Here is a 17,650-nt window from a genome sequence, read left to right as displayed (position 1 = left end):
GATTGCGGATGGGCCCGGTGATCCTCAAGGACAAGGCAGTTGCCGGCTGCGACATCGCAGATTCGTCGCGCCGGCTGCTGCCCAAGGCGGGACGGTCCGCGTTGTCGTGGACGACCGCTGCCATGCTCGCAATGGCATGCGCGCCGGAAACACGGGCTTCCCCGGATCGAGCCCACCCATCGACGCAACCGCAGCATTCGGCGGCTGCCCGCAGTCTCGGTTTCATCGAAGCGGCAAGGAACCGCGCTTCTGAAGCCTTACCGCCGGGGCGAGGCGGCAATGACAGACCGGTGCAGGTCGCCCAAGCGAGCGTCAGCGACACGGGGCAGGCCTCGAAACGGGAATACAACTGGGCGGAGTCGCTCTCCTGCGAACTGACGAATGCAAGACGTGACATCGAGTTGCTGCAACGTCTCGAGCAGGAGCGCTATCGGGCCGAGTCGATGGAGCAGAGTCTCGCGGCGGCGCGCCGCGATATCGAGGCCCAGGCCGCGTTGACGGACAAAGCCGCCGAAGAGAAGCAGGCCGCGCAGGGCGGCGCGGAGTTGCTGAACTCCCTGCAAGAGACGCGTGAGCGGGCGGAGCGCCTGGAGCGGGACCTGGCGGCAGCGCGGCGTGATGTCGAAACCCAGACCGTGCTGGCGACAAAAACAGGTGAGGAAGCGTCTCGGCTGAAAGCAGCGGCGGAAGGCGGCGCGGCGGATTTGCAGCGGGAGCGCGAGCGCTCCGCGCGGCTCGAGCAGGATCTCGAGGCATTGCGCCGCAACGTCGAGACCCAGACGGCGCTGGCGGCAAAGGCAGGCGAGGAGGTTTCCCGGCTGAAGGGGATGCGTGAAAGCGGCGCTACGGAGCTGCAGTCGTCCCTGCTACGGGAGCGCGAGCGGAGCGCGCAGCTGGAGCAGGATTTGGCGGCAGCGCGGCGCGATGTCGAGACCCAGATGGCGTTGGCGACAACGACAAAGGAAGAAGCTCTGCGGCAGAAGCAGGCAGCGGACGTCGGAGCTGCCGAGCTCAGGCAATTGCGCGAACGAGCCGAGGCGCTGGCACAAGACCTCTCGCTGTCACGGAGCTCGATCTACGCATACGAAGCCCAAGTCCGCAAATCCGGAGACGAAGCGACGGAGCTCAGGCAGGCGGTTGCAAGCTGCACGGCTTCGGTCAGCAAATTCACGCCCGACGAAGGTGAGCGGTTCGCGCGGCTGGAGCGGGATCTTGCAGCTGCCCGCAGCAATGTCGAGACCCAGGCCGCGCTGGCGACCAAAGCAGGCGAGGAGGTTTCCCGACTGAAACAGCAAAGCGAAAGCGGAGCGGCCGAGTCGCAGGGCTCCCTGCAAAAGGAGCGAGAGCGGTCCGCAAGGCTGGAGCAGGATCTTGCGGTCGCGCGGCGTGATGTCGAGGCCCAGACCGCGCTGGCGGCAAAGGCGGCCGATGAAGCCCTGCGGCAGAAGCGGACGGTGGAGGCCGGGGCCGCCGAGCTCCGGGAATCGCGCGCGAGGGCCGACGTGCTGGCACAGGAGCTTTCCCAGACCCGAAGCACGATCTACGCCTTCGAGGCGCAGGCCCGCAAAGCCGGTGAAGAAGCGGCGGAGCTCAGGCAGGTGGCTGAGAACGGCGCAGCTTCGGTTCACAAAGCCACACCGGACGAACGTGAGCGACTGGTGCGGCTGGAGCAGGATCTTGCGGCTGCCCGCAGCGATGTCGAGACGCAGACCGCGCTGGCGGCGAAAGCAAGCGAGGAGAGCGCCCGACTGAAGCGGGAAAGGGAAAGCGGTGCGGCGGAGTTGCAGAACTCACTGCAAGCGGCGCGGGCTGACCGGCTGGAGCTGGATCTCGCGGCAGCGCGGCGCGATGTCGCGACCAAGACGGCGCTGGCAACGAAAGCAGACGAGGAAGTGTCCCGGCTGAAGGCGGTGGAGAAGAGCGGTGCGGCCGAGCTGCAAAAGGAGCATGAGCGGTCCACCAGGCTGGCGCAGGATCTTGCGGCAGCGCGACGTGATGTCGAGAGCAAGGTCGTGCTCGTGACCGAAGCGGGCAAAGAAGCGTCCCGGCTGCAAGCCGTGGGAAAGAGCGCTGCGACGGACCTGCAAAAGGAGCGAGAGCGGTCCGCGCGGTTGGAGCAAGATCTTGCGGCGGCGCGACGTGATGTCGAGAGCAAGGCCGTGCTGGTGAGCGAAGCGGGCAAGGAAACGTCCCGGCTGAGGGCGGTGGAGAAGAGCGCTGCGACGGACCTGCAAAAGGAGCGTGAGCGGTCCACGCGGTTGGAGCAAGATCTGGCGGCAGCGCATCGCGACAGCGAGACCCAGACGGCGCGGGCGGCAAAGGCAAGCGAGGAAATCTTGCTGCAGAAGCAGGCGGCGGAAGCCAGCGCTGCCGAATTGAGGCAATTGCGCGCCAGGATCGACGTGCAGGCACAGCACCTCCCTTTGTCGCGGAGCGCAATCCATGCGTATGAGGCCGAGGATCGCAAGGCGCACGGCGCGGCGTTGACGACCGGTGCGACCGCGCGGGACAAGTCCATCGAAGTGGCCACCAATCCAACCGCCGAACAGACGCGAGCGGCGCCTGCTCGCGCGGTTGCCCAGCCTGCTCCCGAGCAGGCTGCGGAAGCCGGAGGGTTGGTTGCGCGGGCGAGCTCCTTGTTGCGTCAGGGCGACATAGGCGCGGCGCGGCTTGTACTCGAGCGCGCCGTGGAAATGGGCAGCGCCCAGGCGAGCTTCGCGCTGGCAGAAACCTACGATCCCCTGATTCTTGCGAAGTGGGGGACTTACGGCACGCGCGGCGACGAGCGCAGGGCGCAAGACCTCTACGCCAAGGCCAACGCCGCGGGAGTCCATGAGGCGAAATCGCGTCTGGAAGCTCTGCGCCGATAGCGCATTTGCCAATCCACCGGCAATTTCACCGCAATCGTCCTAACGACGGGCACCACCGCGATCAGCTTCGCTCTCACGCGAGTGGCGCCCGGCCGCAACGTCCGGCGACGGGCTTCGCTTTACCGTTCGCGCAGGGCCTCCTGCCGGTACCGTGCCAGCGGCGAAAGCAGATAGCTGATGATCCTGCGCGTGCCGGTCTTGATTTCGACCGTCACCGCCATGCCCGGCCCGAGCTTGACGAGCTTGTCCTCGATTTGCATGTGCGTCCGGTCGAGCGAAACGCGCGCGGCATATTCGAGCTCCTGACCTTTAGGCTCGCTGCTGCTCTGTGCCGTGCCCAGTGTCCGGTCATTGGGGCCGCCCTGTTGCTTGTCGCGCGTGATGGCATCCGTCGACACGCTGAGCACATCGCCATGAAGCAGCCCGTACCGGGTGAAGTTGAACGTATCGACCTTGATCTCCGCCTTCTGGCCGGGATGCACGAAGCCGATGTCGCGGTTCGACAGCATGGCCTCGATCTCGAGCTGGCTCTCGCTCGGGACCACGACGGCCAGCGCCTGAGCGGGCGTCACCACGCCGCCCACCGTATGAACGGCAAGCTGCTGCACGACGCCGTCGACCGGTGCGGTCAAGCTCTGCAGTTTCGTTCGCCGATCCGCCTTGACCACCTCCTGGGCGGCGCTCGCAGCCTTCTGCTCGGCCTTCGCAAGGGCATCATAGGTCGCGCGGCGATACTCCGCGGCGGTCTTGTCCTTGGTCTCCTTCAGCAGCGCGATCGCCGCATCGGCTTCGCGCAGCCGGCTCTGCTGCAGGACGAGGTCCTGCTGCATGGCGACCAGCTCCTGATATTCGGAGAGATAGACGACCTTCGACGCCAATGCCTTCTCGACGAGACCCTTGCGGATGTCGACGCGCTCCTTCAGTACCGGGATCGTCGCCTCCAGCTTGTCGACGCTCGCCGATGTGGTCGCCCGTTCCGCTTCCTTCTGCCCCTGCTGGCGCTCGATTTCAGAAAGCTTTGCGCTCTGCTCGGCGCGCTGGCTGATCAGGAACTGGCGATGCATCTCGATTTCTGCCGCACTTGCGTTTTGCGGCGGCCGGAAGGCCGCGAGCGGGTCTGCGGCCAGCGCGGCGCGCAGCCGCGCGACGTCCAGCTCGGCTGCAAGCAGATCGCTCTTCTGACGCTCCTGGTCGGCTTCCGTCATTGTCGGGTCCAGCTCGATCAGGACGTCACCGGCCTTGACGCTCTGGCCGTCGCGGACGCGGATGGCGCGGACCACACCGGTCTCGAACGGCTGGATCAGCTTGGTGCGCCCGCCCGGCACGATCTTGCCGGTCGCGCTGGCGACGATATCGACGCTGCCGAGCGTCGCCCACAACAGCGCGATGCAGAACGCGGCGATGATGCAGGCCCCGATCGCGCGCCCGATCGGCGATGGCGGCGATTCGGCGATCTCGAGCGCCGCCGGCAGAAAGGCGATTTCGTGCTCGCGGCGGCGAGGTTCGCGTCTCGGAAACGCGACGACATTGCGGCTAGCGGACGTCATGGATACCGGCCTGCAGATAATGGAGGTTGGCGTAACGGCCGTTGGTGCGGATCAGCTCGTCATGGCTGCCGTCCTCGACGATGCGGCCATGCTCGAGGGTGATGATCCGGCTTGCATTGCGCACCGTCGACAGCCGGTGGGCGATGACGAACACGGTCCGGCCGGCGGAAATCCGCCTCATGTTCTGCTGGATCGCGCGCTCGCTTTCGTAGTCCAGCGCGCTGGTCGCCTCGTCCAGGATCAGGATGCGTGGATCGGTGATGAGTGCACGCGCGATTGCGATTCGCTGGCGCTGCCCGCCGGACAGGCTGCTGCCGCGCTCGCCCACAACGGTGTCGTAACCCTCCGGCAGTTCGAGGATGAAGTCGTGGGCGCCGGCTAGCTCCGCCGCTTCGATGACGCGCTCCATCGGCATCGCCGGATCGGCCAGCGCGATGTTGTCGCGAACCGTGCAGTTGAACAGTACGTTCTCCTGCAACACGACGCCGATCTGGCGCCGCAGCCAGCTCAGATCGACCATCGCGAGGTCGACGCCGTCGACCAGCACGCGCCCGCTTTCCGGGACATAGAGACGCTGGATCAGCTTGGTGATGGTGCTCTTGCCCGAGCCCGACGAACCCACGATGCCGATGACCTGGCCTGGCTCGACGCTGAAGGACACGTCGTGCAGCACCTCGGGGCCGTCGATGCGGTAGCGGAAAGTCGCGTGCTCGAATGTGACCTGACCGCGGATCGGTGGCAGCGCCGCGCGGGCCGGCGTGAAGCTCGGCTCGGGAATGGTGTTGAGGATGTCGCCGAGACGATCGATCGACAGGCGGGCCTGATGGAAGTCCTGCCAGATCTGCGCGAGTCGCAGAACCGGCGCGCTGACACGCGCGGCCAGCATGTTGAACGCGACGAGCTCACCGACAGTGAGGTCCCCGCTGACCACCAGGCGGGCGCCGAAGTAAAGGGTCGCGGCGATGACCAGCTTGTTGATCATCTGGACCGCCTGGCTCGCCGTGTTGTTCAGGCTGAGCACGCGGAAGCTTGCGGACACATAGCCGGCGAGCTGCTCCTCCCAGCGGCGTTGCATCTGCGGCTCGACCGCCATGGCCTTCAGCGTCTCGATACCGGTGACGCTCTCGACCAGGAAGGCCTGGTTCTCGGAGCCGCGATTGAACTTCTCGTCGAGGCGCCGACGGAACAGCGGCGCCGCTCCCGCGGAGATGCCGATGTAGAGCGGGAAGGACGCCAGCACGATCCACGTCAACGTCGTCGAGTAATAGAACATCACCGCAAGGAAGACGACGGTGAACAGCAGATCGATCACCAGCGTGAGCGCCGAGCTGGTCAGGAACTGGCGGATGTTCTCGAGCTCGCGGACGCGCGCCACCGAATCGCCGACGCGGCGGGTCTGGAAATAGGCGATCGGCAGCGCCAGCAGGTGACGGAACAGCCTGGCGCCGAGCTCGACGTCGATACGGTTTGTCGTATGCGCGAACTGATAGACGCGCAGCGTCTCGAGGACGGCCTCGAACACGGTCAGTACGACCAGCCCGACGACCAGCACGTCGAGCGTGCTCATGCTTCGATGCACGAGCACCTTGTCGATCACCACCTGGAAGAACAGCGGCGAGACAACGGCGAAGATCTGAAGGAAGAACGACGCCGCCAGCACCTCGCCGAGCAGGCGACGATACTTTTGCATGGCGCCGACGAACCAGGAGATATCGAAGCGCCGCGCGAGATCGGTCAGGCTGGCGCGCCGGGCCATCAGGATGATGCCGCCGTCCCAGATCGCCTCGAGTTGGGCCTGGGTGATTGCTTCGGGCCGCGGAGACAGCGGGCGCTGAATGAGAAGCTTGTCGTCGATAACCTTGCCGAGGATCAGGAAGCTGCCGTCGCGCAGCACCGCAATTCCCGGCAGCGGGGTGACGGCAAGCCTGTTCCAGCTCGTCCTCTGAACCTTTGCCTTGAGTCCGAAATCCTTGGCGCAGCGCAGGATTTCAGTAACGCCGAGGCGCGCTGCGCCGATCCGGTGACGAATTTGGCCGGGGTCGGCAGCGATTCCATGGCAACGCAGCAAGATCGCCAGCGCAATGAGCCCGGATTCATCGTCATGTTCGGATTCGACGCCGGCGGCCGGGGATTCGGTGTTTGTGTTCGCCGGATGGATTGCGGCATCGTCGCGAGGCCCGCGCATCAGGATGCCAGGTCTCATCGCCAAGAAGCTCTTCGTGAGACCGTCACGAGCCCGCATCAGGCCCTCGCCGGCGCGGTGCATCAGGCCGGCGCCCAGGTCAAACGAGCGCGTGCGGATGCCGGCAAATGCATGACGTGCGCGCTGCGCGAGGCTCTGTGATCCAGCACAGATCAAACCGCCATCCCAGATCGCTTCGAATTCCGCGCGCGTCATCCGGCTCGGATGCGGCGAGGTCGGGTGCAGCACAAGCGCCACCTGGTCGTCGATCTTGCCCAGCAGCAGAAATCCGCCGTCACGCAGCGAGGCGATTCCGGGCAGCTGGATACCCGCAAGGCGGGTCCAATCCATTGTCCGCGAGCGGACCTTGACCCCGAATTCGCGCGCGCAGCGAAGCATCGCGCGGACGCCGATCTCGTCGCTCCCGCAACGATCGCGGAGCTGGTCCGGCACAGTATTCACGCCATGGAGGCGCAGGAACAGAGCTAGCGCGCGAAGCCCTAGATCTGCGGCGGGGGCATTTCCGTTCTGGATCGCCATTCTTACTCAACCCTTCGCGGCTACCCGGCCGCGTTAGTGTTCCTTCTCATGCATTTCCAAAGACTGGGAATTCCAATGCCGCGCATCGACAGAGCATGCGACATACCGCTTGCTCGCAGCCAAAAAGGCGCAAGCAACATCAAAGCACTAGGGCCTCGAACCGCGAGGGGATTTCAAAGCAGTGGGATTTTAGACCTGCCCCCCGACTGCTGAACCGGTTCGTTAATGCGCAAAAATGGCGAAAAAAGTTTCAAATCTTGATTTTTGCACCGTTATGTTGCGCGCAAATTTGCCGCATACCCGAAGCTGTTGCGCCAGCACGCATTTCTATCGCTCGGAAACAGATGCGAGCGATGAAGCCAACCGAGACCAGGACCCGCGCGTGGCAGTCCCTTCGCCGTTACCGTCCGCGATCGACCGCCCGTTTCCAATTCCCAACAGGTTGATGGTACTGCACCCGGGCGCAGAGCCCCCGGGTGCAGTAGCCGGATCAACCTTGAGGTTTGCTCAAGAACGAGTTGTGCGTCCAGCCGGTCCCATTCGACATGGCCGCCACGATCTGACCAGCGTCGACCCGACCGGTGCTACCGGCCAGATACTGGTTCAGCAGCGCAAAGCCCTGGCTTGCCTGGGACGCTCGCGCGCCTTGATCGGCCCAACCGGTCGTCTGCGATGCTGTGTTCGCCAGGGTGCTGGTGTCGCCCATCTGCTGCTGCAACTGCGCAAAGCCGTGGTTTGCCCAGCTCCCTGCGTTTCCGCCAGTCCAGCTGGACGGCCGGGGATCCGTCACGCGGATCGTCTGCGGATCCGACGACATCACAGCGCCGGTGGTCGGATCCATAGCGCTCGCGGTCAGCGTGAGGTTCGCGACCGGATGAGCATTGCCCTTGTAGTACGATGTCAGCGTCAGTCCGCTGTCGACCTGCGCGGAAGTCAGGGTGATGTTGTTGCCCCTGAGCGTCGTGCCGTCGCCGGTCGTGATCGTCTCGTATCGCGGCAATCCCATGATGTTCAGGGTGAGGTTGTCGTTGGGGTCGGTCGTTGTAACGGTCGTCCCCAGGTCGACCTGACCGCCTCTGCCGGCCACCCAGAGCGACTTGTCCGCGACGTCGAGCACCGGTGCGGTCACGCTTGGAGTCGTGGGGGTTGTCGGCGTCGTGGGGTCGGTCGGCGTCGTCGGCTGCGCCGGTATCGTCGGATCGGTCGGCGTCGTCGGCGTCGTCGGTGTCGTGGGCGTCGTCGGCGAAGAGGTGCCCTGCAGCGGAGGCGGCAGATCGCCCTGCAACTGCGTCGTATTCATCGTTGTGAAATAGAGTTGCTTATAGCTGGTTGTCAGCTCGACCCAGTTGCTCATCCCGACGCCGGGATTATTCACGAATACGCCATTCTGGTAGACGTATCCCGCGGTGGCGTCTCTCCACCAGTCGGCACCGATATTGGCAACGTAGTGTTCGTTCGGATTGTCGACCTTCATGCTCGCCGTGACGAAAACGCCGTCGATCGTTCCGGGCGTGTAGGTGCCGCGGGATCCGCCCGGCCAGAAATGGTCGTTGTATCCGCTGGTCGGTGCATCGACAGATACGCTGCCATCCGCGTTTGTAGTTTGATTCCATGCAATGTTCGCGTTCCCGACGAAGTCAGCGGTGAAGTGGGCGCCTCCGAGGGAGCTCGTGTCCTGGTCCTGCACCTTGACCCAGCCGCCGCTCGTGAGATGCACCCAGGTCTCGAAATTTGCTATGTCGACGCTGCCCGGATTAACCGTCTGCCCGACCTCGGGATAGATCTGACCCCATCCGGTGATGGCCGAGAAGCCGGCAGGAGGGGTGCCTCCGCCACCGTTTCTGCCGGAATACCAAGAGTAGGATGAAGGAACGCCCAGCGGGAATCCTTCGCTATTGCCTGTGGTATTTTGAGTGATGACATCGTTCAGAGCGGCCAAGCTAATTCTCCATTGCAGACCAAATTGAGGACGAAGAATTCCACTGCCGCGCATGGGGGACGCGCGACATACTGCATGCTCGTAAGGTCTTGCGACCACGAACAGATTTCAATGCACTGCAGGCCTCGAACCGCGAGGAGATTTCAAAGCAGCGGGTTTAATGAATTTGCCCCCCCGACTGCTGCGCCGTTTGGTTAATGAGCAAAAATGGCGAAAAAACCTTCAAATCGTGATTTATACACACGTATATGGGGCGCAAATCCCTTGCTCTCGACGCACGTGTGTCGCGGCGACTGATGCTCGTCGATGCCAGCGCGGATTGGGTTCTGCGCGCCGGGGTAGCCCGCAAGGATTATTGCGACAACCTCAAGATCAAGAACACACTCGCCGGTGGAGATGGATCGGTTCTCTTTGAATGGCGGCTCGTGGATTGGCGAATCTGAAGCCCGACGATTCGGCGATCCAACAGCGCTGGAAGGACACGCGGTCGCCTGATCGCGTACGACGAACTCGAACGCACGCTCTCGGCGCGGCTGCGGTTCGCAGGCTGAGGCGAGCGCAATTCAATTGAGGGAGAGAACGATGGCTGTCGTCAGAGAGGCAGAGTTCGGGTCCGACGATCTCTATACCGGGAAAGGTTATGCTGAAGCCCATCCAGGCTGGCATGACGAAGATGCAGGAACCAAGGCCGCGAAGATCGCCAAGATCGTGCGTGACAACAACGTCACCTGCCGGACGATCGTCGACATCGGTTGCGGGGTGGGAGGCGTTCTGAACGCCCTGCTCGAGCACGACATCTTCCGTGACTCGACCGCCGTCGGCTACGATATCGCTCCGTATGCTATCACCGCCGCCAAACCGCGCGAGCGGGACAATTTGCGATTCCACTGCGGAGACTTCTCGCATACCAGCGAAAATTACGATCTTCTATTGTGCATCGATGTCTTCGAGCACATCGATGACTATATGGGCTTTCTGCGAAGGATCAGAGGGCGCGCGAAATACTGCGTGTTTCACATCCCGCTCGACATGACCATCCTCGGCGTTCTGCGAGGTTTGCCTCTCCAGCGGCGCAAGGAGGTCGGTCACCTGCATTACTTCGACCAGACGACCGCTCTGGCGACGCTGCGCGATACCGGTTTTGAGATTATCGACAACCAGTACACCCGGATGGAGGATTTCCTCCATGTTCATCCCGAATGGCGAACCGCGAAATCAACCCTCGCCATGGCTGGGCGGCAATTGGTTCGGAGCATTGCCGGAGAGGACCTTTCGGTGCGCGTCCTTGGCGGAGCCTCGTTGATGGTCCTCGCCAGCTAGTCGGAATTCCATCGGGAGCCAGAGTTCAGATCGGCTATCGCAAGGGCGGCGGTGGATCGGTCTGCAGCTGCGATCTGGTCATGGTCGTGAAGAAAAAGTACTGGTAGGTCGTCGTCAATCTGACCCACGCACCCATGCCGATGCCAGGATTGTTCACAAACACTCCATCACGGTAGAGGTACGGAGCCGAGGTGTCTCTCCACCAGTCTCCGCCGAAGTTTGCAATCAGATTTGCGTTCGCGCTATCGGTGCGCAGTTCTGCCAACGAGAACACTCCGTCGACCGTTTCAGGAGCATACGAGCCCCTCGGCTCCATCCAGAAATGATCATTGTAGCCGGGCGACGGCGAGCTCATCCTGATGCTTCGGTCGGGCTCAAGAATAAGATCCATCGTTGTAGAGGAGTTGTCGGAGAAATCCGCCACGTAGTGCCCGCCATCGACCGAATTCGTTGCCTGATCCTGCACGAGCCTCCAGCCGCCACTCGTCAAGTGTACATAGACGCGATAGTCCTTCAGATAGATATTGGCAGCAACGTTCGGAGCGCCAGCTTGCGGATAGATCTGCCCCCAACCCGTCAGTGAAGTGAAATCAGAAGGCGGAGCGCCGTTTCCAGTGGCGGCAGCGCCTCCGGCATACCACGAGTAGGAGGTTCTGACTCCGTGGGGATAGATGCCGGCGTCATGTCCGGAATTTTGCGATACGACGCATTCGATAGATAAGGACACGCAAATGGGCTGGTGAGCACGCTTGCCCCCGGCACCCGGTGACGGGACGAGAGCTTCGAGGACCATGAGCGCGGTGAGGGAAATGGCAAGGTATGTCTTCACGCAAGAATTCCTAGCAGGGGCCAGTAGAACAGCAGCGAAGTTCGGCTCAGATGGCTCCAGGGCTCCCCAATGCTTCAGTCCGCGAACCCGCGATCATTGGGGTCGGCGATTCACGCGATCCGGGGGCGCGTTCAACCGCAGCTTCAGGTTGGGCCAGCACCAGGAAAATGCCGAGGATCAGGTACGACAACGCCACCGTTTCCCTGTTGAAGCTGTCATCGAACAACGCCACCAGTGTCACGCCAATGAACAGGGCAATCCAGAGGTTCAGAGGTTGGATTTGCGCCGACCTCCTTCCATAGCAGGCAACAAGCTTCTGCCGGTCCGACATTGCGGCCAGCGGAAGGCTGAACCAGAACACAGTAAAGGAGATCAGGCCGACTACGCCGGTTTCGAAGAACATTTCTACGAACGCACTATGCGCAAGCAGGGCGAATGGGCTGTAGAGCCCCGTTTGACCGGGGCCGTATCCAATCAGCGGTTGTTCGAGTGCAAGCGTGGACAGATAGTACCAATGGTAAATGCGCCAATGGACGGAGCTCGGAGCCGTGCGCCAATCCCAAACCGTGTAGTTGCCGCTCAAGATATAATCCGGAATCGAGCTTAGCTCCGAAAACGATGCTCCAAATGGAGATGTCCATATGACGACAACGAATGCCGCAGCGAACGCCGGCAAGAGGGCAGGCCGCCGAGCAAAGATATATATGGCGAAGGTTACCCCGAGTAGCGCGACCCCAGTCCTTGACGCAGCGAGGGCGAGGGCGACGAGAAAGAACAGATAAACGACAATGTCTTTGTATCCCATGGAAAGGCGTAGTTTGCGACGCGACAGCTCGCAAAGGAAGAAGACCAGCACCAATTCGAGACTGAAGGATACCGGGTGCGCCGAGGGCCCCGCCGCTCGTGCATGCTTGTCGTATGGCGATGCGAGCTCGGTATATCCGGCCAGGTATTGGAACAATGCGATCGCCGACATCAGAAACAGCAGAACAATAAAAACACGATGGATGTTCGGGCAAAAGCCGGGAGATCGATAAATGGAAGAGACCAATATCACAAGCATGAACAGGTAGACGTACCTGATGATTTCGTACCACGCGGCGTATTGATCGATGATGCTCCTCGTATTGACGACAAGCGACAGTACGGCAGTGGCCGTGAAGACCGACAAGCATATTAACAGCGCGAAGAGTCTCCGGTGTATCCTGACATCTCGCATGTTCCAGGCTGCCACGAGGCCGACCGCGATGATGATCAACGAAAGAGTCGATGAAATGCCGGTGCCGTACAGGCGATCGATTCCGTTGGAGAACGATCTCACAAAAACAAAGAAAAGAAAAAATGTCAGGAGCGCATTCATCTTGAGCGCAACTCCGGCTCACTCAGGGGTCGAACGACAGCCCGAAGATCGGTACGGCGTCGCGCTGGCTGGGGACGCTTCCAGCGCAAGGCGGCCAGCACGTGCTTGCCGCCACGCCACCCGAGCAACGCGCTAGGCTGCATGGGGAGGGGCGGTCCGGCGCCGCACGTCCTGGTGTGGCTCGATGGCTCTGCGATAGCATCCGAGCGTTCGTTCGGCGACAGAGTGCCAGTCCTCTCGCTCTGCCAACCAGCGGCGCGTTTTCTCGCGGAGTTCTGGCGGCCACGGACTGCTTGCAAAGGACGCCAGGCGACCCGCGAGCGCTGATACGTCTCCCAAATGGAAATAGTGCGAGTCGTCTAATCCGATCTCCAGAAGAGCGGGAATGTCACTGGCGACGACTGGCAGGCCGAAACTCAAGGCCTCCAGCAGCGCGATCGGCAAGCCCTCGTGCGAAGAAGGCAGGACGAAAATGCCGGCATGGGCGTACAGCTCCTGTAGCGCGATGCCGTGCTGAAAGCCTGCCACGACTGTCCCGGAAGTCGCCTCGGCGCGCGCTGTCACCTCCGCGGTATAGGCATTGGGATGTTCGGATGTCCCGACCAGCACGAGCTTCCATTCGTCGAGCCTGGCAGCGGCAAAGGCCTGAATCAAGTCGAGGTGCCGTTTCTCCGGAACCAGCCGGCCCACCGTCAGCACATATCGTCCCGGCGTAAGCCCGAACTTCTCGAGCGCTGAGGTGCTACTTGGTACGTCGGGCAGGGTGATGCCGTTTGGAATAAGGTCTGAGTTCAAGCCGTACTTGTCCCGCACCAGCTTCCGAATGGTCTGCGAGATCACGATGCGGCCGTCGGAGAACCGCATGCCCCAGGCTTCGCCAGCGTGCAGAACCGCCTTGGCCAGTCGGCCCCACTTCTCGCGGTCGTAATCCGGGCCATGATGCGTCACGACAACATGCAGTCCCAGCAATCGCGCGAGCGGCGCCATCAAAGCCGGCCCGATGGCCTGGATGTGCAATATGTCCGGTCGTTGCCATGCGGCGACCAGCACGCCGAGAAACGAGTGCACAATCGTCTCGAGGCCGGACGCTTTCGGGCACCATACCCGCTGGTAGCGCACTCCGTGCCACTCGTCGCCACGACTGGGCGGCATATACGAGGAGCGGACGATCACTTTGACATCGCATCCCAACTTCTTGAGATGGGGACACAGATGCTCCGCGTGAGTTTCAACCCCTCCCTGCACATTGGGGAATCCACGCAGGCCAAGCATGATTACCCTCAGTACGAGATGATCCGCACTCACGACGAATTCCTCCTAGAATCTACAAACTATTCATGGACTCCTTGCGCCATTTACCGCTGCAGCCACCACCGAGGTTCGCTCCGGCAGCAGTGATCGGTAGACGGCCATCAGCTCGGCGTTGTGCTTTTCGAGGGAGAAGTGCTTCTCCACACGAATCCGTCCGGCGGCCCCCATCTGTGCGCGGAGCTCGCCGTCGCCCATGAGGCACTCGAGATGGGTTCGAAGTTCGTCGACATTGCCGGGCTCGAACAGAAATCCGGTCTCCCGGTCGTTCACGAGCTCAGGAATGCCGCCAATGCGGGTCGCAATGACGGCCTTGCCCTGCGCCATCGCCTCCAGGACCGACATCGGGCAATTCTCGCACCACTCCGAAGGCACAACCACTATGGATGCTTCGGCTATTGTTTTGCTCAGCGTGTCTCCGGAGAGGTGACCCGCAAACTGCACGTTTCGTGCAAACTGCGACTTCAAGTCATCAGTCAGCGGGCCCGTGCCCGCAATGACAAGTGGCCACGGACATCCCGCCGCCTGATGGGCGCGCAACAGCGTCTCCGCACCCTTGCCCGGTGCGAGCCGGCCGCAGTAAAGAACGTATCCGTTGTCCCGGCCGCGCGGCGAAATGTTCCTGACATCCACGCCGTTGTAGAGCAGCACCGTTCGGTCTGGGGAGAAGCGGCGGGATACCGAATCCTGCATGAAGAGACTCGGTGCGATAAAGCGATCCACTTTCTCGTAGCTTCCGAGCCATTGTTGCGTGACTGCTTCGAGGTAAAGCGTGGCACTCTGCGCCAACGAGCCGTCGGAACAACGATGCGTCAGCACGTGATGGAAGCCGCCGGTGAGGCATAGCGAGCACAATTGGTTTCCGAGCGCCCGCGTGTGTACCGGACAGACCGGCTTCGTATCATGCAGCGTCAGGACAACCGGGATTCCGCGCGACTTGGCGACGCCGACGATCGATGGTGTCAACTGATGATAGACGTTGTGACAGTGCATCAAGTCTGGTCGCGTTTCGTCGATCAGGGATGCGAGCTTGCTTACGGCCTCGCGCGAGTGGATCAGCGCGAGAGCGCCCCTGATCTTGGAGAGGTAGCCGCCGTTGCGATAATCCTGACGAGACACAAAATGGGTCGAGTAGGGTGACTCGATATTCCGCTCGTGCTGCATTGCGAAGTCAATGACTTCCACCCCGCTGCCCGTCAGGAACGCTCGTTCCTGAAACAGAACGGTCTCTGCGCCACCATTGTTGAAGAGGTATTTGTTAGCGAGGAGTACCTTCATTAATGAGCCGTTCCATCGATACGCAGATCACAACAGCCACCCGCGCCTGGTGCTTTTTGTGCTCGACAGAAAAAGGCTATCTTGAAAGCCATCCGAGGCAGGTGGCGCATTCAGGGTGGGGATGGGCGAATTGAGGGGTACCTATGAGTGAGTACCGGTGTCGCAGTTGCGTAGATGCAGCGGTTCCACGATAAATAGAGGGCAATGCCTGCCAGTGCCTATGAGACGCTCACTGTTCTCACGATGGACAATTTGAAGATGAATATCGGCGGCGCGTCGCGCGTGGAATTAAACCGGCCTCAGATTCATCTGGTGAATTCTCTGACCAGCGATGACGAGGGGGCGCCGTGAGGCAGAGTTTCAAGGCAGCCGTATTCCAGGCGGTACGTTGGTCCGGACTGACGCCAGCTCTCCGCAAGATTTTTGCAGGCAGGGCCGCTATTCTGATGTTCCACGAGGTTCAGCGGGATTTCCGCTCAGAACTGATGACCGGAACGTCAGAGGACTTCTTTGAGTATTCGCTCAAGTGGCTGCGCCACGAGGGGTGGGAGATCGTCAGCCTCGAAACATGTCTTGAGCGGTTGGCAAATGATTCGCAGCCGCGCCGCTATGCTGTGGTTACCTTCGATGACGGTTATCGAGACAACGTTTCGACGGCGCTTCCGATCCTCGAGCGCAACAACGCCCCGTTCACGGTCTACGTTCCTACGGGCGCTCCGACGCGGACGCTGCAGTCATGGTGGCTCGGCTTGCGCGAAATTCTTCGCTCGCGAGACACCGTTACCATTGACGCGATGGACATTCGGTTTTCCTGTCCCGATCTGAACAGCAAGGCGTCGGCCATGAGCAAGGTAGCGAAGTGGGTTCACGAAGATTATAACCGGGCCGAATTGCTCGCCCCGACGTTCCGCAATGCGGGTGTATCTCTATCGGCCTTGAACGACGTCTATTTCCTGGATGAACGCGAGCTTCAAGGCTTGGCGCAGCATCCTCTCGCTTCAATTGGCGGCCACACGGATTCCCACCCGGCACTGGCGTGTCTGGATGCAGCCTCAGCGCGCGCCGAAATGGCGGGCAACCGCAGCTATCTGGAGAATTTGCTTCAGAATCCCGTCCGGCATTTCGCCTATCCTTACGGCACCCCCGGAGCGTGTGACACTCGGGAGGAACGTCTTGCGGAGGAAGTCGGTTTTTCGACCGCGGTGACCACGCGGCATGGGCAGGTGTCCGATCGCAAGCCAAATCCACTTGCACTGCCTCGTATCGGCGTGGGTGGACAATTCGACACAAAGCTTGCGTTCGAGGCCCGAATGAACGGTATCCAGTCGGCGATGCACGGACTGCTGGGTCTTAGCTAGTAATCTTACACTCTGGTGATGGCGGTGAGCCGCTCGTGCGTGAGGCACGAAATCAGATCGCTCGGGCTCTCAATCTATGAGGCGCTCCGCCAAGATCATCCGTAGCGGCGCCCGGCGCGTTTATGCGCGACCGGCAGCCCGTTCCATCCACTGGTGGAATCCGCTCCCTGGTGGGCAGGTTACGAAATTGTAGCCGATTCTCGGGTTCGTCTTGACCCTGTCCAGAAAGCCGAGTTCCTCGACCTTCGTAATTGCCCCGTCCATAGCGATGGAGAAGACCGGAAATCCTTCGGTCTCGAGCATGTACCTCGTGGTCGTGTGGCTCCGGTCGTTGCCGTGATCCTCGTAGATGATCAGCGTATCGCGCTTTAGCACTTCGCGCGCCCCTTTGAAGGCCGAGATTTCCGCACCCTCGACGTCAAGCTTGACGACGAGCCGATCATGGTCGGTCATCTGCAGTTGCCGTGCCAGCGAATCAAGCGTGATCGATACGACCGGTTCGACGTGCTTTGAGCGCATACCTTGCGACGTAACGATGTGTCGGGCGTCATGAGATCCGTCGTCGGAGAAGGACAACATCTGTCCGTCAGTCTCGAACAAGGCCTTGCGGCAGATCTCGAAGCGCCGATCGTTGGCGCTACGGTTCTGCTCGAGAATCGCGAGCGTTTGCCGCGATGCCTCGACAGCTATTGCGCGCTTGCGACCCAGCATTTCCGACGTGACGAGAACGGACCAGTACCCGATGTTTGCGCCGCAATCGAAGAACGTGTAGTCGACATCCTTCAGCCGCAGCAGAAGCATCGCTATGTCTGATTCGTAGGTACGATGGGGCTGACCGACAAAAAACGCATTCCAGTAGGCGTCGTCCAGCTCAAAGTACAAGCGGCTACCGTCCGCGAAATGGACGCAAGGCGTCTGGGAATGGATGAGCGGACGGACCGCTCGCATTGCGAGTCCCATTCCACGCCCCGTACTCCGCGCAACAATCGTGTGCAGAAGCTTCACCAGCCCGATCGAAATCGGGTTTCCCGACACTTCGTAATCGAATGTATCCTGGTCCATGAGGTGCCGTCTCTCGCGCCCAATTCCGATTACAGCAGTCGCGTCCTCGTATGGCAA

Annotated in this window: 12 protein-coding genes; 4 read left to right on the top strand and 8 right to left on the bottom strand. The window is 61.6% G+C overall.

The annotated features are described in order from the left end of the window. The first annotated feature begins 8 nt into the window (after nucleotides 1-8). Complete coding sequence (locus J6525_RS06980; RefSeq protein WP_225643108.1) at nucleotides 9-2,870, top strand: coiled-coil domain-containing protein; 2,862 nt, start codon at nucleotides 9-11, stop codon at nucleotides 2,868-2,870. Between the two features lie 119 nt (nucleotides 2,871-2,989). On the opposite strand, the gene J6525_RS06975 is transcribed toward J6525_RS06980, so the two are convergent. From J6525_RS06975 to J6525_RS06965, 3 genes are all read right to left on the bottom strand, one after another. Then, on the bottom strand, nucleotides 2,990-4,417 hold the full coding sequence (locus J6525_RS06975) for an HlyD family type I secretion periplasmic adaptor subunit (RefSeq protein ID WP_225643106.1): 1,428 nt from the start codon (nucleotides 4,415-4,417) through the stop codon (nucleotides 2,990-2,992). Continuing rightward, nucleotides 4,404-7,052, bottom strand: a complete 2,649-nt coding sequence (locus J6525_RS06970) for a type I secretion system permease/ATPase (protein ID WP_376708447.1) — start codon at nucleotides 7,050-7,052, stop codon at nucleotides 4,404-4,406. The genes J6525_RS06975 and J6525_RS06970 overlap by 14 nt, the downstream gene beginning before the upstream one ends. Nucleotides 7,053-7,629: 577 nt before the next feature. After that, the gene (locus J6525_RS06965; RefSeq protein WP_225643102.1) at nucleotides 7,630-9,078 is read right to left on the bottom strand and encodes a hypothetical protein; all 1,449 of its coding nucleotides are present in this window, start codon (nucleotides 9,076-9,078) and stop codon (nucleotides 7,630-7,632) included. Nucleotides 9,079-9,374: 296 nt separating this feature from the next. Here J6525_RS06965 and J6525_RS06960 point away from each other — a divergent pair, with 296 nt between their 5' ends. Continuing rightward, nucleotides 9,375-9,521, top strand: coding sequence for a hypothetical protein (locus tag J6525_RS06960; protein ID WP_225643100.1), 147 nt, complete (start codon nucleotides 9,375-9,377; stop codon nucleotides 9,519-9,521). 139 nt (nucleotides 9,522-9,660) lie between these two features. Then, nucleotides 9,661-10,398, top strand: coding sequence for a class I SAM-dependent methyltransferase (locus J6525_RS06955; RefSeq protein WP_225643098.1), 738 nt, complete (start codon nucleotides 9,661-9,663; stop codon nucleotides 10,396-10,398). A gap of 34 nt (nucleotides 10,399-10,432) precedes the next feature. Here the strand turns inward: J6525_RS06955 and J6525_RS06950 are convergent, their stop codons facing one another. The 4 genes from J6525_RS06950 to J6525_RS06935 form a co-directional block, all read right to left on the bottom strand. Beyond that, nucleotides 10,433-11,227 carry a hypothetical protein gene (locus tag J6525_RS06950; RefSeq protein ID WP_225643096.1) on the bottom strand — a complete coding sequence of 265 codons (795 nt, stop codon included), beginning with the start codon at nucleotides 11,225-11,227 and terminating at the stop codon, nucleotides 10,433-10,435. Nucleotides 11,228-11,273: 46 nt separating this feature from the next. Then, complete coding sequence (locus J6525_RS06945; protein ID WP_225643094.1) at nucleotides 11,274-12,587, bottom strand: O-antigen ligase family protein; 1,314 nt, start codon at nucleotides 12,585-12,587, stop codon at nucleotides 11,274-11,276. Nucleotides 12,588-12,719: 132 nt separating this feature from the next. Next, nucleotides 12,720-13,892, bottom strand: coding sequence for a glycosyltransferase family 4 protein (locus tag J6525_RS06940; RefSeq protein ID WP_225643092.1), 1,173 nt, complete (start codon nucleotides 13,890-13,892; stop codon nucleotides 12,720-12,722). 30 nt (nucleotides 13,893-13,922) lie between these two features. Next, nucleotides 13,923-15,173, bottom strand: coding sequence for a glycosyltransferase family 4 protein (locus tag J6525_RS06935; RefSeq protein ID WP_225643090.1), 1,251 nt, complete (start codon nucleotides 15,171-15,173; stop codon nucleotides 13,923-13,925). Nucleotides 15,174-15,520: 347 nt separating this feature from the next. Here J6525_RS06935 and J6525_RS06930 point away from each other — a divergent pair, with 347 nt between their 5' ends. Next, nucleotides 15,521-16,531, top strand: a complete 1,011-nt coding sequence (locus tag J6525_RS06930) for a polysaccharide deacetylase family protein (RefSeq protein ID WP_225643088.1) — start codon at nucleotides 15,521-15,523, stop codon at nucleotides 16,529-16,531. 120 nt (nucleotides 16,532-16,651) lie between these two features. On the opposite strand, the gene J6525_RS06925 is transcribed toward J6525_RS06930, so the two are convergent. Continuing rightward, nucleotides 16,652-17,593: an FkbM family methyltransferase gene (locus J6525_RS06925; RefSeq protein WP_225643086.1), complete on the bottom strand. Its 942-nt coding sequence runs from the start codon at nucleotides 17,591-17,593 to the stop codon at nucleotides 16,652-16,654. Nucleotides 17,594-17,650: the final 57 nt, after the last annotated feature.

This window comes from Bradyrhizobium australafricanum, assembly GCF_020329495.1.
In the GTDB taxonomy this organism is placed as follows: domain Bacteria; phylum Pseudomonadota; class Alphaproteobacteria; order Rhizobiales; family Xanthobacteraceae; genus Bradyrhizobium; species Bradyrhizobium australafricanum.
Note: the sequence above shows the minus strand (reverse complement) of the source record. Positions and strands in the feature narration are given on the sequence as shown.

Bases quoted from the DNA above. Each gene is read 5' to 3' on its own strand.
- J6525_RS06980 (WP_225643108.1), top strand. From the start codon at position 9: ATGGGCCCGGTGATCCTCAAGGACAAGGCAGTTGCCGGCTGCGACATC.
- J6525_RS06975 (WP_225643106.1), bottom strand. From the start codon at position 4,417: ATGACGTCCGCTAGCCGCAATGTCGTCGCGTTTCCGAGACGCGAACCT.
- J6525_RS06960 (WP_225643100.1), top strand. From the start codon at position 9,375: ATGCTCGTCGATGCCAGCGCGGATTGGGTTCTGCGCGCCGGGGTAGCC.
- J6525_RS06955 (WP_225643098.1), top strand. From the start codon at position 9,661: ATGGCTGTCGTCAGAGAGGCAGAGTTCGGGTCCGACGATCTCTATACC.
- J6525_RS06945 (WP_225643094.1), bottom strand. From the start codon at position 12,587: ATGAATGCGCTCCTGACATTTTTTCTTTTCTTTGTTTTTGTGAGATCG.
- J6525_RS06935 (WP_225643090.1), bottom strand. From the start codon at position 15,173: ATGAAGGTACTCCTCGCTAACAAATACCTCTTCAACAATGGTGGCGCA.
- J6525_RS06925 (WP_225643086.1), bottom strand. From the start codon at position 17,593: ATGGACCAGGATACATTCGATTACGAAGTGTCGGGAAACCCGATTTCG.